Source organism: Pseudomonas sp. NA-150 (assembly GCF_044336365.1).
Taxonomy (GTDB): domain Bacteria; phylum Pseudomonadota; class Gammaproteobacteria; order Pseudomonadales; family Pseudomonadaceae; genus Aquipseudomonas.
The window spans coordinates 736,751-751,041 of sequence record NZ_CP172305.1 but is presented as its reverse complement, the minus strand read 5'-3'; the positions used below and the strand labels follow the sequence as shown (position 1 = coordinate 751,041).

The window sequence follows — 14,291 nt, the reverse complement described above, 5'->3', positions numbered from 1 at the left end:
TGCTTTGCAGGCTGCACCTTTCCGTGCCTGGAGCAGTTGCCCTACTTAAGGTCACATTGATGGACATGCAATCCCGAATTCGCCAGCTTTTTCAGGCCAGCATCGACACCAAGCAGCAGGCAATGGAAGTTCTTGCACCCTACATCGAGCAAGCCAGCCAAGTGATGGTCAACGCCCTGCTCAACGAAGGCAAAATGCTTTCCTGTGGCAATGGCGGTTCGGCTGGAGACGCACAACACTTTTCTTCGGAACTGCTCAACCGTTTCGAACGTGAGCGGCCAAGCCTGCCAGCCATCGCGCTGACCACTGACACCTCGACTATCACCTCGATTGCCAACGACTACAGCTACAACGAAATCTTCTCCAAGCAGATCCGCGCACTGGGCCAGCCAGGCGATGTGCTGTTGGCTATTTCCACCAGCGGCAACTCTGCAAACATTATTCAAGCGATCCAGGCCGCACATGATCGCGAAATGATTGTCGTAGCTTTGACCGGTCGCGACGGTGGTGACATGGCCTCGCTGCTGTTGCCCGAGGATGTGGAGATCCGCGTACCGGCCAAAGTCACCGCACGAATTCAAGAAGTCCACCTGCTGACGATCCATTGCCTTTGCGATTTGATCGACAGCCAACTGTTCGGGAGTGAAGAATGACCCCTAATCGCCTCAGCCTACTGGCTCTGACACTGTGCCTCGGCCTCAGCGGATGCAGTTCGGTCCTGACCGCAACTCGCGACACACCGATCGAAGACGATCGCGGTACCCGGACCTTCGGCAGCAAAATTGACGACTCGCTGATCGAAACCAAAGTTGCGGTCAACGTCGCCAAAGCCAACCCGGACCTCGACGAGGGCTCGCACATCATCGTCACCAGCTTTAACGGCGTCGTCTTGCTCGCCGGCCAGACCCCTCGCCCAGAGCTGAAAAGCATGGCCGAACAAGCGGCCGGCACCGTGCAACGGGTGAAGAAGGTCAACAACGAGCTGCAAGTCATGCCGCCTTCTTCGATTCTGGCGCGCAACAACGACGCCTGGCTGACCACCAAGATCAAAACCCAAATGCTGACGGACAACACCATTCCTGGTTCACGCATCAAAGTCGTGACCGAGAATGGCATCGTCTACATGCTCGGCCTGGTGACCCAACAGGAAGCCTCGCGCGCCACCAACCTGGTGCAGGGCGTGTCGGGCGTACAGAAGATCGTCAAGCTGTTCGAGTACATCGACTGACAACGAGACACCGTGCATAAAAAAGGCGATCCCTGCGGATCGCCTTTTTTATTGGCTTTGGATCACTTGACCACTTTCAGACTCGGTCGACCGCTTGGGCGCGGAGGCTCGCTGTCCGGTGGTGGAGTATCGTCATCCGGGCCGATCCCGTCTTCGTCTTCCTCCTCCAGAGAAGGCTCCAGATCGAAAACCATGCCCTGACCGTTTTCCCGGGCGTAAATACCCAGGATCGCGGCGATCGGCACGTACAGCGTGTGTGGCACACCACCGAAGCGACCTTCGAAGCTCACGGCGTCGTTGTCCATGTGCAAGTGACGCACGGCACTGGGTGAAATGTTCAAAACGATCTGACCGTCATTGGCGAAGCCCTGAGGGACCTGTACCGACGGGTATTCCGCATTAACCAGCACATGCGGGGTGCAATCGTTATCCACGATCCACTCATACAGAGCGCGGATCAGATATGGGCGACTGGAATTCATCAAAGGCTCCTTAAGCCTTAGCGCATATCACGTTCAGCACCAGACAGACTCGTCTGGAAAGCTTCGCGCGCAAATTGGCGGTCCATGTAATCAAGCAACGGCTTGGCCTGCCGCGGCAATTCTATACCCAGCTTCGGAAGACGCCAAAGTATGGGCAGTAGACAGCAATCGACAAGACTTTGATCTTCACTGAGAAAAAAAGGCTTGTCGGCGAACAGCGGAGAGACACCCGTCAGGCTTTCACGCAACTCTTTGCGCGCCACGACGCGAGCGGCCTCTTTACTGCGTGAATCCAGAATCACATCCACCAGACCACACCAGTCGCGCTGGATTCGATGAATCAGCAGACGACTATTGGCCCGAGCCACCGGATAAACCGGCATTAACGGCGGGTGCGGGTAACGCTCATCCAGGTATTCCATCACCACCGTTGACTCGTACAACGCCAGGTCACGATCGATCAGGGTGGGTACGCTACCGTAGGGATTCACCTCGATCAACTTCGGCGGGTGCTGACCCGCCACAACATCAATGATCTCGGCGCTGACACCTTTCTCGGCGAGCACAATGCGCACGCGGTGGGAATAGTGGTCGGCGGGGTCGGAGTAACAGGCCAACCGGTTGGTCACGCCCATGGCGGTCCTCCTCGCTTGTAAAAGTTTTCAGAAGCAGAAAAACGAGCGCGCCCTAAGGGCACCTCCGATATCGACTGCACGGGAACAGGTAGCTTAAAAAACAACCGGTCGAGTCATCCGACCCGACCGGTTGCCTATTCTACCTGTTCCGAGCTCGTTATCGGAGACGCCCCAGGGCGCGCATCGCTAACAGCAGGGATTACAGCATTATCAATGGTGAACGTCTTTCCAGTATTCACGCTTGAGCAGGTAAGCGAATATGAAGAAGAAGGCCAGGTACAGCAACACATACGTACCAATGCGCTGATGCTCCAGCTTCACCGGGTTCGCCGAATAGGCGAGGAACGTCACCAGATTCTTGACCGTCTCATTGAACTGTTCTTCGTTCTGCGTACCGGTTTTCGGCATCACGGTCAGTTGATCACAGGCTTCGTGAGTCAGGGGCGAGCCGGTCAACGGATCGTATTGCTTCTTGCCCTCCTCAACCACCTGAATCTGCTTGCAACCAATGACCTGGCGACCTTGCAGGCCGGCCAGTACGTTAGGCATGCCGACGTTCGGGAAGACCTTGTTGTTCACGCCCCAAGGACGCGCAGGGTCTTCATAGAACGAACGCAAGTAACCGTAGAGCCAGTCAGTACCACGAACGCGAGCCACCAGGGTCAGGTCAGGCGGCGCCGCACCGAACCAGGCTTTGGCGTCAGCCGGCTGCATGCCGATGCTCATGTGGTCGCCAATCTTGGCGCCGGTGAAGATCAGCTTCGACAGCATCAGGTCATGAGGAATACCCAAGTCGTCCGCAACGCGTTCATAGCGCTGGAACTTGGCACTGTGGCAACCCATGCAGTAGTTGGCGAAGGTCCGCGCGCCATCTTGCATGGCCGCCTTGTCGGACACGTCGATATCGACCTGTTCCAGCTCAGGGCCGCCGTGCTCGGCTGCGAAGCTCAACGTAGGCAGAAGAGCAAACATTAATACAGCAAATAGCTTTTTCATCAGCCAGTCACCCTTTCTGGAACCGGTTTGGTCTTCTCGAGCCGGGTATAGAACGGCATCAGAATGAAGTAGGCGAAGTACAGGAACGTACAGATCTGCGAAATGAGCGTGCGCTCTGGCGTCGGCGGCAGAACCCCCAACATACCCAGGATCACGAACGAAACGCAGAACACCACCAACCAGATCTTGCTCAACCAGCCTTTGTAGCGCATCGACTTGACCGGGCTTCGATCGAGCCACGGCAACACGAACAGCACCGCAATCGATGCACCCATGGCGATAACCCCCATGAGTTTGTCCGGGATCGCTCGAAGAATCGCGTAGAACGGCGTGAAGTACCAAACCGGAGCAATGTGCTCTGGGGTCTTGAAGGCGTTCGCCACTTCGAAGTTCGGCTTCTCGAGGAAATAACCACCCATCTCCGGGAAGAAGAACACGATCGAGCAGAAAATGAACAGGAACACCACGACACCGACGATATCTTTCACGGTGTAATACGGGTGGAACGCGATGCCATCCAGCGGTATGCCGTTTTCGTCCTTGTGTTTCTTGATGTCGACGCCGTCGGGGTTGTTCGAACCGACTTCGTGCAGCGCCAGAACGTGCAACACCACCAGACCCAGAATCACGATCGGCAGCGCAACCACGTGCAAGGCGAAGAAGCGGTTCAGGGTAATGCCCGAGATCAGGTAGTCACCTCGAATCCACTGCGTCAGGTCGCCGCCAATCACAGGGATCGCACCGAACAGCGAGATGATCACCTGGGCACCCCAGTAGGACATCTGCCCCCAAGGCAGCAGATAGCCCATGAAGGCTTCCGCCATCAGCGCCAGGTAGATCAGCATGCCGAACAGCCAGACCAGCTCACGCGGCTTCTGGTACGAACCGTAGAGCAAGCCACGGAACATGTGCAGATAGACCACGATGAAGAAGGCAGATGCGCCGGTGGAGTGCAACAGGCGCAGGATCGAGCCGTACTCCACGTCACGCATGATGTATTCGACGGAGGCAAATGCTTCTTCAGCTGACGGCGTGTAGCTCATGGTCAGCCAGACACCGGTGACGATCTGGTTGACCAGCACCAGCAGCGCCAGGGAGCCGAAGAAGTAGAAGAAGTTGAAGTTCTTTGGTGCGTAATATTTGCTGAGGTGGTCTTCCCACATTTTTGTGGCGGGAAACCGCGCGTCAACCCAATCCATGAACTTGCTCATCACGCTTTCTCCTGATCAACGCCCACGACAATAATACTGTCGGACTCATAGGAATGCGGAGGCACGGGCAGATTCAGCGGTGCCGGTTGCGATTTGAAGACGCGGCCTGCGAGGTCGTAGTGGGAGCCGTGGCAGGGGCAGAAATAGCCACCGACCCAGTCTTTACCCAAGTCGGCTGGAGCCACTTCAGGACGGAAAGTCGGCGAACAGCCCAAGTGCGTACAAATCCCGATCAGCAGCAGCAGTTCCGGCTTGATCGAACGCACTTCAGGGTCAACATAGCTTGGCTGGGTCGAATTCTTGGACGTGGGATCAGACAACTGACCTTCGATTTTCTTCAGATTGCTTAGAATCTCTGGGGTACGGCGCACAATGAACACCGGCTGACCACGCCACTCAGCAATCATTTGCTGACCTGGCTCGACCTTGCTGATGTTCACTTTTACCGGTGCTCCTGCGGCTTTCGCCTTGGCACTGGGAAACCACGATCCCACGAACGGGACCGCAGCCCCCACCGCTCCTGCAGCACCCACAACAGATGTGGCTGCTACGAGGAAGCGACGCCGGCCTGTATTCACGCCGTCATTGCTCATTCCGTCCTCTCCCATCAGCTCTGTGGCCTGTTCAATCAGGCATCTACTTAGTTAGAAATCTTTGAACTGTGCTTAAAAATCCTGCCGAATGGTAAAGAAAAGCCCTGTAACTGACAAGGGAATTACCACCCCGAAACCAGCCGAAGCCTTATTACACGGGGGCCGGCGGATGTGGCACGTTGTCACACCTGACGCCCTCATCGTAGCTTCTTCTTACAAAACAGCAGACAAAAAAAAACGCCCAGCTCCGAAAAGGAACTGGGCGCTTTTGACAGTAGCAGCGAATTAACGCTTCGAGTACTGCGGACGCTTACGCGCTTTACGCAGACCGACTTTCTTACGCTCTACTTCACGTGCATCGCGAGTCACGAAACCAGCTTTGCGCAGTGCGCCACGCAGGGTTTCGTCGTACTGCATCAGGGCACGGGTAATGCCGTGGCGGATCGCGCCGGCTTGGCCGGTGGTACCACCACCGATCACGGTGACGTAGATGTCGAATTTCTCGGCAGTCTCAGTCAATTCCAGCGGCTGACGAACTACCATGCGGGCAGTTTCGCGACCGAAGAAATTCTCCAGCGAACGGTTGTTGATGGAGATGTTGCCAGTGCCCGGACGCAGGAAAACGCGTGCGGTTGCAGTCTTGCGACGGCCAGTGCCGTAATTTTGAGTCGCCGACATAATGAACTATTCCGTTAAAACTTCAGTTCTTGGGGCTGCTGAGCAGTATGAGGGTGTGCAGTGCCCGCATAGACTTTCAGCTTACGATACATGTCGCGACCCAGCGGGTTCTTAGGCAGCATGCCTTTAACCGCGGTCTCGATCACGCGTTCTGGGGCCTTGGCGATCAGCTTTTCAAAGTTGATCGACTTGATCCCGCCCGGAAAACCGGAGTGAGAGTAGTAGATCTTGTCGGTGGTTTTAGCACCGGTAACACGGATTTGCTCAGCGTTGATCACGACGATGTAGTCGCCGGTATCGACGTGCGGAGTGTACTCCGGCTTGTGCTTGCCGCGCAGACGGCTCGCGATCTCGGTGGCCAGACGACCCAGGGTCTGACCAGCAGCGTCGACGACGAACCAGTCGCGCTTAACTGTTTCCGGTTTAGCAGTAAAAGTTTTCATTCTTTATAGCCTCAGGGGCCGCCCTGACAAATTAGACGGCGGATCTTACTGAATAGTGCGTACTTTGACAAGGTCAAAGGCAGCCGGAAACAGACGCTATCGGGGGCTCGGGTCGGCGCGTCCGTTATACGGCAAGATTCTTCGGCAGACGGCGCATCACTTCCACTGCAAAGAGGTGCGGAATTATGCAGATTGCGAAAAAAAATTCAACCTGCTTTTATGTTTCACCTCAAATTTAGGAGAAGAACATGGACTACCGTCAACTGGGCCGAACCGACCTCAAGGTCAGCGCCCTCTGCCTGGGCACCATGACCTGGGGCGAGCAAAACAGCGAGCCAGAGGCCTTCGCTCAGATCGAACGAGCCAAAGCCGCCGGGATCAACTTCATGGATACCGCGGAAATGTACCCGGTACCGCCCAAAGCAGAAACCTACGCGACCACCGAAAAATTCATCGGTAACTGGTTCAAGTCTCGCGGCGATCGCGCCGACTGGATCCTGGCCAGCAAGATTGCCGGCCCGGGCAACGGGATTGATTACATTCGTGACGGCAAGCTCAAACACAACCGCGATCACGTGGTTGCCGCCGTGGACGCCAGCCTGAAACGCCTGCAAACCGACTACATCGACCTGTATCAGCTGCATTGGCCAGAGCGCAGCACCAACTACTTTGGTCAGTTGGGCTACACGCACAAGGAAGAGCAATTTACGCCGATCCTGGAAATCCTTCAGGCGCTGGACGAGCAAGTGAAAGCGGGCAAAATCCGCCACATTGGCCTGTCCAACGAAACCCCGTGGGGCACCATGAAGTTCCTCGCCCAAGCCGAAGCCCATGGCCTGCCGCGCGCCGCGTCGATTCAGAACCCGTACAACCTGCTCAACCGCAGTTTCGAGGTGGGTCTGGCAGAAGTCGCGATTCGCGAACAATGCGGGCTGCTGGCGTATTCACCCCTGGCGTTTGGCATGTTGAGCGGCAAGTACGCCAACGGCGCCCGCCCACCAAAGGGTCGCCTGAGTCTGTACAGCCGTTTCACCCGCTACTTCAACCCGCAATCGGAAGCCGCCTGCGCGCGTTACGTCGCCCTGGCGCACGAACACGGCCTGGACCCGGCACAAATGGCACTGGCGTTCGTCACCAGCCGTCCATTCGTGACCAGCAACATCATCGGCGCGACCTCGCTCGAACAACTGGACAGCAACATCGCCAGCTTCGAGTTGAAATTGTCCGATGAAGTGCTGGAAGGGATTGCAGCGATCCAGAAGGATCAGCCGAACCCTGCGCCGTAACGCATCGCAATGCCCCTGTAGGAGCGAACTTGTTCGCGAGGGCGGTGCAGGTGCGTCAGACAAACCGCCTCGCGAACAAGTTCGCTCCTACAGCGATCGGGTGTTGCCACAAACTTGTGCCAAGCCCTGATCTACAACGTCCGGGCGATGATCTCTTTCATGATTTCATTAGCCCCGGCATAGATCCGCTGCACCCGCGCATCCGCCCAAGCCCGGGCAATCGGGTATCCCCACATGAAGCCGTAACCGCCATGCAGCTGCACGCACTCGTCGAGCACTTTGCATTGCAGGTCTGTGCACCAGTACTTGGCCATCGCCGCCGTAGGGACGTCCAGCTTGCCTTCAAGGTGTTGCTCCAGGCAGCGGTCGACGAAAACCCGGCCAATCTGCACTTCGGTGGCGATTTCTGCGAGTTTGAAACGGGTGTTCTGAAAATCCGCAATCGCCTGACCGAACGCCTTGCGCTCGCGGGTGTATTCCAGCGTCCACTGCAACGCCGCCTCCGCCGACGCCAAAGCGCCTATGGCCACCGTCAGGCGTTCCTGCGGCAGTTCCTGCATCAGGTACGCAAACCCCTGCCCCGCCACGCCCAGGAGATTCTCCTTAGGCACCCGCACGTCCTGGAAAAACAACTCCGATGTATCTTGAGCCTTCATCCCGACCTTCTCCAGGCGCTTGCCCTTGGCGAAGCCCGGCGTGTTGGCTTCCACCAAAAACAAGCTGGTGCCTTTGGCGCCCGCCTTGGGGTCGGTCTTGGCCACCACAATCACCAGATCAGCTAGAAAACCGTTGGTGATAAAGGTCTTCGAACCGTTGATCACGTACTCGTCGCCGTCCAGCACTGCCGTGGTTTTCACTCCCTGCAGATCGGACCCGGCGCCCGGCTCGGTCATGGCGATGGCAGTCACCATCTCTCCCGACACCAGTTTCGGCAGGTACTTGAGCTTTAGCGCCTCACTGCCGTAGTGCAGGATGTACGGCGCGACGATGTCCGAATGCAGCGAGAAGCCAATGCCGGTCAGCCCCATACGACCGATTTCCTCGATCACCACGGTGCTGTAGAGAAAGTCGGCCGCCATGCCGCCGTACTCTTCCGGCAGATGCGAGCAAAGCATGCCCTGCTCGCCCGCCCTGTCCCACAGCGTGCGGTCGATGAAACCCTGTTTTTCCCACTGCGCATGAAACGGCTCGGCTTCTTGCTCGAGGAATTTACGCACACTGCTGCGGAACAGTTCGTGTTCGGGACTAAACAGGGTTCTGGGGATCATGCGGCACCTGTAAAAAAGTCAAACGCCCGTATTGGCCAACAGAGCCTAAGCCCATGATCTGCGCGAGGACACTGGACACATACGCCAAAAAATAAGACGATCACGCCGTTGCTTGACCACTATCCCATATAAGAACAAAAGAATTATGTCTACCCAACAGTCCGCGCCATTGCGGCGCGTCAGCATCCTGGCCATTGACCGGGTGTTCGCTTCGACCCTGATGCAAGCCAAGGATTTTTTTCACCTCGCCAGCCTACGCCACGGCAGGCAAATCGGCCCAGGCACCAAGTCAACCTTCGATATTCGCATCGTCAGCCCCGATGGCTTGCCCGTTCGCAGCTTCAGCGACGTGGTGCTGCCGGTCGACAGCGGTCTGGAACCCAGCGATGTGATTATCCTCCCTGCGTTCTGGGGCGACTTCGATGCGTTGTGCCAGCGTTACCCGCAGGTGCTGCCATGGCTGCGCGAGCAACACGCCAGAGGCGCCGTGATCTGCGGTGAAGCCGGTGGGGTGTTCTGGATGGCTCAGGCTGGCTTGCTGGATGGCAAGGAAGCGACCACTTACTGGCGCTTCTTCAGCGAGTTCGGCGAGCGCTTCCCCAAAGTGTTGCTCAATCCGGACAAACACCTGACTGATGCCGACAACCTGTACTGCGCTGGCGGCACGACGTCGGCCTGTGACTTGTACATTTACCTGATAGAACGCTTCTGCGGCGCCAACGTCGCTCAGGCCGTGGCCCGTGACATTCTGTACGAAGTGCAGCGCAATTATTCGCCGGGACGGATGGGCTTTGGCGGGCAGAAGCTGCACCAGGACGTGATCATTCTGCAGATTCAGCAATGGCTCGAAGAGCACTTTGCCGACAAATTCCGTTTCGAAGACGTCGCGCGCGAACACGGCATGAGCATCCGCAACTTCATGCGCCGGTTTCAGACCGCGACCGGCGACAAACCGCTGCATTACCTGCAACGCCTGCGCATCGAAACCGCCAAGGGCTTGCTGTCGGGAACGCGCAAGAGCATCAAGACCATCAGCTATGAAGTGGGCTATGACGACGCCAGCTTCTTCGCACGGTTGTTCCGCCAGCACACGGAGTTGTCGCCAAACCAGTATCGGCAGCAGTTTTTACAAGCGGCGTAGAGGCATCAGGAAAACGCGATGGTGTTAGATGTGACGCCATCGCAGACAAGTCAGCTCCTACAAAATTGGCGCCATGCGCACATCTGTAGGAGCGGGGCTTGCCCGCGATCAGCCAATTTAAGGCTTGTGCGCCCGCGACAGGAATTCGTGGGATTGCATCTCCAGCAGACGGCTAAGGGTCCGTTGGAATTCGAAATTCAGACGACCGCCGGTGTACAGATCCTTGAGCTCCACTTCCGCAGAGATGATCAGTTTGACGTTCCGGTCGTAGAATTCGTCGACCATGTTGATAAAGCGTCGCGCGATGTCGTCGGTGGTGACGCTCATCTGCTCGACACCGCTGAGCAACACGGCGTGGAAGATCTTTCCGAGCTCGATGTAGTCGTTCTGGCTACGAGGGCCGTCACACAGGGCGCGGAAGTCGAACCAAGCCACGTCATCGCAGGTGAGCAACGCATTGATTTCACGGTTTTCGATCATCAGCACATCATTTTCGATGGCCTGAGTGCATTCCGGGGTCAGCGCACGGAAACTCTTGCGCATGCTTTCTTCGGCCGCATCGTTCAGCGGGAAGTGGAACAGCTCGGCTTGCTCGAGGTGACGCAGACGGTAGTCCACACCACTGTCGACGTTGACGATCTCGGTGTTCTGCTTGATCAAAGCAATCGCCGGCAGGAAGCGCGCACGCTGCAAACCATCTTTGTACAGACCGTCCGGCACGATGTTCGAGGTCGCGACCAGGGTCACGCCGTTCTTGAACAATTCTTCCATCAGCGTGCCGAGGATCATCGCGTCGGTTATGTCCGACACAAAGAATTCATCGAAACAAATCACCCGCGCTTCATCGGAGAAACGCTTGGCGATGATGGTCAGCGGGTTTTTCTCGCCGTTGAGGGTCTTCATCTCTTCGTGTACGCGCTTCATGAAGCGGTGGAAGTGAGTGCGGACCTTTTCCTGGAACGGCAAGGCTTCGAAAAAGGTATCGACCAGATAGGTCTTGCCCCGGCCAACGCCACCCCAGAAATACAAACCTTTGACCGGCGTATGTTCTTTCTTGCCGAACAGTTTGCTGAATATCCCTGGCTTGCTGTTGTGCGCGGCGATCAGATCTTCGTACAAACGCTGCAAATGGCGCACAGCAGTTTCCTGCGCGGCATCGTGGAAGAAGTCAGGGCGCTTCAGATCAGCTTGATATCGTTCTAGGGGATTCATATTCGTTAGCAAGGCAACAAAAACGGGCCGCCACTGTAGCGACGGCCCTTGAAAATGGCAATCAGACCTATTGAGGGGTCAGTGCCACGGTCAGGTTTTCGAGGGCTGCATCACGCGCCGCACTAGTGGCGAACTCGGGGCTTTCGGCCACGCAGGCGTCGTCGATCCACAGGCTGAAGCGATCATCTTCGATGCGCAGATCGAGTTCATCACCCTGCTGCAACTGCTTGGTGATAGCACCCGCAGTCTTGCCATCGGCAAAGCGGCTGGACAACAGCAGTTGCTCACCATCGGCTGCCAACAGGCGGAAACGGAAGCTGCCGTCGTCTTCACGGAAGCTGACGAAGCGTGCACCTTTGGTCGCTTTTTTCTTGCCGCTGTCCGCGCTCTGCACCGTGCTGCGGAACGAACGCAGGCCGACTGCCTCGCGCAACTCACCGAGGAACGGGGTCGCCACACGGCGGGCTTTGGCGGCGCCGGCCTCGAGGATGTCTTCCAGATCGGCCGGACGCTGCATGAAACCGTGATAACGCTCGCGCGCCTCGCTCAGCTCGCCGTCAAGCAGTGTGAACAGGCGCTGCTTGGCCTCGCCCCAACCCAGACCCTGCAACAGCTCAGAACGGAACTCAGCGCCTTGCTCAGGGGTTGCGAAGGCCTGGTAGAGGGTGAACAGGTGCGAATTGTCCGGGTCCTTGGCTTCGCCCGGCGCGCGGGAGTCGGTGACGATGCGCGAAATCGCCTCTTTCATCTCTTTCGGGCTGCTGAACAACGGGATGGTGTTGTCGTAGCTTTTCGACATCTTGCGCCCGTCCAGACCCGGCAGCGTGGCCACGCTTTCCTCGATCAGGGCTTCCGGCATGACAAAAAATTCTTTGCCCTGGCCGAACAGATGGTTGAAGCGCTGGCCGATATCCCGCGCCATTTCCACGTGCTGGATCTGATCGCGACCGACTGGCACCTTGTGCGCGTTGAACATCAGGATGTCGGCCGCCATCAGCACCGGGTAGCTGTACAAGCCCATGGTGATGCCGGCATCCGGGTCTTCACCGGTTTCCACGTTCTTGTCCACCGACGCTTTGTAGGCGTGGGCGCGATTGAGCAGGCCCTTGGCTGCGACACAGGTCAGCAGCCAGGTCAGCTCAGGGATTTCCGGGATGTCGGACTGGCGGTAGAAGGTCACCCGATTCACATCCAGCCCGGCAGCCAGCCAGGTCGCGGCGATTTCCAGGCGCGAACGCTGGATGCGCAACGGCTCGTCGCATTTGATCAGGGCGTGGTAATCGGCCAGAAAGTAGAACGAATCGGCATCGCTCTGGCGGCTGGCAACGATGGCCGGGCGGATGGCACCGGCGTAATTGCCAAGGTGCGGCGTACCGGTGGTGGTAATGCCGGTCAGGATACGAGTGGTCATGGCTGGTCGCTTATAAAGTCTGGCGCCCGCAAAATCAGGCGCGTTGGGCTGCAATCAATTCGAAAGACGCGGCAGGACCAAATCCTTGAGATCGGTCAGCTTGCCGTGAAAAAAGTGTCCGCATTCTGCCACTTTCAGCAGCTCATGGGGACGTTCGAGGGTTTCGGACCAGCGATAGACCGCCTGCGGGTCGACCACTTCGTCAGTTTCTGGCTGGATGACAGTCAGCGGGCAGTTTTGTGGCACCGGTGTTTGGTCGTTAAGACGCATCACCGCGGCGGCAACCATGAACAAATGTTTCAGTTTCTCGCCCTTGGCTTCCAGGCGTCCACCCAGGGTGGCGGCAATAAAACCACCGAACGAAAAACCGAGCAAGGCCATCGGCAGATCCGGGTGTTTGTCGCGCAACCATTGTGCGGCGGCTTCGGCGTCGTCGACTTCACCGGTGCCCATATCGTGCGTACCGGCACTGGTGCCGACGCCGCGATAATTGAAGCGCAAGGTAATAAAACCGGCGTCGCGAGCGGTACGCTGCAACGTCGATACGACTTTATTGAGCATGGTGCCGCCCTGTACCGGGTTAGGATGGCAGATCAACGCCACGCCGTGAGCGCCCTCCAGATCGAGGTAAAGTGCTTCCAGCTGGCCAACCGGGCCGTCGATCAATACAGGGGTTTCGCGCATGAGCAAAAATGAACTCCGTGACCTCGAATTGGGTCGACTCGTCTAGCTGATTGTCTGCGACTAGGATATCCGTGAGCGTGTCACGGTATACAGCGCAGGTTCGAGCCGTTAACGTAAAGCAAAGCCGTTTATAGAGGAAGGACTCGTGGAACACTCGCTCTTAGTTTGGTTGTTGCCGACTCTTGCCCTGGTCGTGGGTGTCGTCATTGGTTTCCTGGCCGCGCGTCTGCTGCCCAACGCCGCGCCGAGCAGCACGCAGCGTCAGTTGGATGACGTACAGGAACGCTTCAACAGTTATCAGAACGAGGTGGTAACCCACTTCAACAGCACGGCGACCCTGGTCAACAAGCTGTCGCAGAGCTACCAGGACGTACAGGACCATCTCTCCGATGGCGCCAACCGTCTGGCCCTGGATGAGCTGACCCGTCAACGTTTGCTGGCCAGCCTGCATTCCGATGCCGCGCCAACGCCCCGCGACCGCCTGACCCCGCCACGCCACTCGGAACCGCCAAAGGACTACGCGCCCAAAACCCCGAATGCCCCCGGCATGCTTGATGAGCATTACGGTTTGAAGAAGTGATCTGACTTCTTCGCAATGAAAAGCCCGCCGTTCTGGACCGAACGGCGGGCTTTTTTGTTTCCAGCAAGACACCAACTTCCGTAGCAGTCCGGCGCAATAGCGAAACAAGTTGCGGACCCTTCCTACAAGCCTTTCGGAAGCTGGTGGATAGTTATGGAGTTATCTCGCCATTAAGCTCCTCCGATATTTGGAGGGGCGTATGAAATCAGTCGTGATGATCGTTAGTTTCTTAGTGCTTTCTGGCTGTGTGGGCGGTTGCCACAACGGCTGCGACATTAGTTGGCAGGGAGGGAGCATCCCTAAAAACCAGATATTAATATGTGAAAAAAACCCGTATCACCCTCAGTGCAGTGATGCCTTGTAATTATCGCTGTATTCGAGATTGTCACGACTCACTAAAAAGCCCACCTGACAGTTCGCTGGTGGGCTTTTTTATTTTCCGC

Annotated in this window: 16 protein-coding genes; 5 read left to right on the top strand and 11 right to left on the bottom strand. The window is 57.1% G+C overall.

Translation table 11 applies throughout. The annotated features are described in order from the left end of the window. The first annotated feature begins 59 nt into the window (after positions 1–59). Both ACF0H7_RS03665 and ACF0H7_RS03660 read left to right on the top strand, forming a co-directional pair. Positions 60–653: a phosphoheptose isomerase gene (locus ACF0H7_RS03665; protein ID WP_397451447.1), complete on the top strand. Its 594-nt coding sequence runs from the start codon at positions 60–62 to the stop codon at positions 651–653. Then, positions 650–1,228, top strand: coding sequence for a BON domain-containing protein (locus ACF0H7_RS03660; protein ID WP_397451446.1), 579 nt, complete (start codon positions 650–652; stop codon positions 1,226–1,228). Before ACF0H7_RS03665 ends, ACF0H7_RS03660 begins: the two co-directional genes overlap by 4 nt. 62 nt (positions 1,229–1,290) lie before the next feature. Here the strand turns inward: ACF0H7_RS03660 and ACF0H7_RS03655 are convergent, their stop codons facing one another. From ACF0H7_RS03655 to rplM, 7 genes are all read right to left on the bottom strand, one after another. Then, positions 1,291–1,710: a ClpXP protease specificity-enhancing factor gene (locus ACF0H7_RS03655; protein ID WP_397451445.1), complete on the bottom strand. Its 420-nt coding sequence runs from the start codon at positions 1,708–1,710 to the stop codon at positions 1,291–1,293. A gap of 17 nt (positions 1,711–1,727) precedes the next feature. Then, entirely contained in the window at positions 1,728–2,345 is a 618-nt protein-coding gene (locus ACF0H7_RS03650; RefSeq protein WP_397451444.1) for a glutathione S-transferase N-terminal domain-containing protein, read from the bottom strand. Between the two features lie 210 nt (positions 2,346–2,555). Then, a complete protein-coding gene (locus tag ACF0H7_RS03645; RefSeq protein ID WP_397451443.1) occupies positions 2,556–3,341 on the bottom strand; it encodes a cytochrome c1 in 786 nt (261 codons plus the stop codon). Continuing rightward, on the bottom strand, positions 3,341–4,552 hold the full coding sequence (locus tag ACF0H7_RS03640; RefSeq protein WP_397451442.1) for a cytochrome bc complex cytochrome b subunit: 1,212 nt from the start codon (positions 4,550–4,552) through the stop codon (positions 3,341–3,343). The genes ACF0H7_RS03645 and ACF0H7_RS03640 overlap by 1 nt, the downstream gene beginning before the upstream one ends. Continuing rightward, positions 4,552–5,145 (bottom strand): ubiquinol-cytochrome c reductase iron-sulfur subunit, encoded by a 594-nt coding sequence (petA, locus tag ACF0H7_RS03635; RefSeq protein ID WP_397451441.1) that lies wholly within the window; start codon positions 5,143–5,145, stop codon positions 4,552–4,554. The genes ACF0H7_RS03640 and petA overlap by 1 nt, the downstream gene beginning before the upstream one ends. 285 nt (positions 5,146–5,430) lie before the next feature. Then, a complete protein-coding gene (gene rpsI / locus ACF0H7_RS03630) occupies positions 5,431–5,823 on the bottom strand; it encodes a 30S ribosomal protein S9 (RefSeq protein ID WP_397451440.1) in 393 nt (130 codons plus the stop codon). A gap of 14 nt (positions 5,824–5,837) precedes the next feature. Next, positions 5,838–6,266 carry a 50S ribosomal protein L13 gene (gene rplM, locus ACF0H7_RS03625; RefSeq protein ID WP_025166857.1) on the bottom strand — a complete coding sequence of 143 codons (429 nt, stop codon included), beginning with the start codon at positions 6,264–6,266 and terminating at the stop codon, positions 5,838–5,840. 248 nt (positions 6,267–6,514) lie between these two features. On the opposite strand from rplM, the gene ACF0H7_RS03620 reads away from it, so the two are divergent. Next, positions 6,515–7,552, top strand: a complete 1,038-nt coding sequence (locus ACF0H7_RS03620) for an NADP(H)-dependent aldo-keto reductase (protein WP_397451439.1) — start codon at positions 6,515–6,517, stop codon at positions 7,550–7,552. A 131-nt stretch (positions 7,553–7,683) separates the two neighbouring features. Here the strand turns inward: ACF0H7_RS03620 and ACF0H7_RS03615 are convergent, their stop codons facing one another. Then, a complete protein-coding gene (locus tag ACF0H7_RS03615; protein ID WP_397451438.1) occupies positions 7,684–8,820 on the bottom strand; it encodes an acyl-CoA dehydrogenase family protein in 1,137 nt (378 codons plus the stop codon). A 220-nt stretch (positions 8,821–9,040) separates the two neighbouring features. On the opposite strand from ACF0H7_RS03615, the gene ACF0H7_RS03610 reads away from it, so the two are divergent. Continuing rightward, positions 9,041–9,961: a GlxA family transcriptional regulator gene (locus ACF0H7_RS03610; protein WP_397453817.1), complete on the top strand. Its 921-nt coding sequence runs from the start codon at positions 9,041–9,043 to the stop codon at positions 9,959–9,961. Between the two features lie 117 nt (positions 9,962–10,078). Here the strand turns inward: ACF0H7_RS03610 and zapE are convergent, their stop codons facing one another. The 3 genes from zapE to ACF0H7_RS03595 form a co-directional block, all read right to left on the bottom strand. Beyond that, on the bottom strand, positions 10,079–11,173 hold the full coding sequence (gene zapE / locus ACF0H7_RS03605; protein ID WP_397451437.1) for a cell division protein ZapE: 1,095 nt from the start codon (positions 11,171–11,173) through the stop codon (positions 10,079–10,081). 67 nt (positions 11,174–11,240) lie between these two features. After that, a complete protein-coding gene (locus ACF0H7_RS03600) occupies positions 11,241–12,584 on the bottom strand; it encodes a tryptophan--tRNA ligase (protein WP_397451436.1) in 1,344 nt (447 codons plus the stop codon). A gap of 54 nt (positions 12,585–12,638) precedes the next feature. Next, positions 12,639–13,268 (bottom strand): alpha/beta hydrolase, encoded by a 630-nt coding sequence (locus tag ACF0H7_RS03595; RefSeq protein ID WP_397451435.1) that lies wholly within the window; start codon positions 13,266–13,268, stop codon positions 12,639–12,641. Between the two features lie 145 nt (positions 13,269–13,413). Here ACF0H7_RS03595 and ACF0H7_RS03590 point away from each other — a divergent pair, with 145 nt between their 5' ends. Then, positions 13,414–13,848, top strand: coding sequence for a YhcB family protein (locus tag ACF0H7_RS03590; protein WP_397451434.1), 435 nt, complete (start codon positions 13,414–13,416; stop codon positions 13,846–13,848). Positions 13,849–14,291 lie beyond the last annotated feature (443 nt).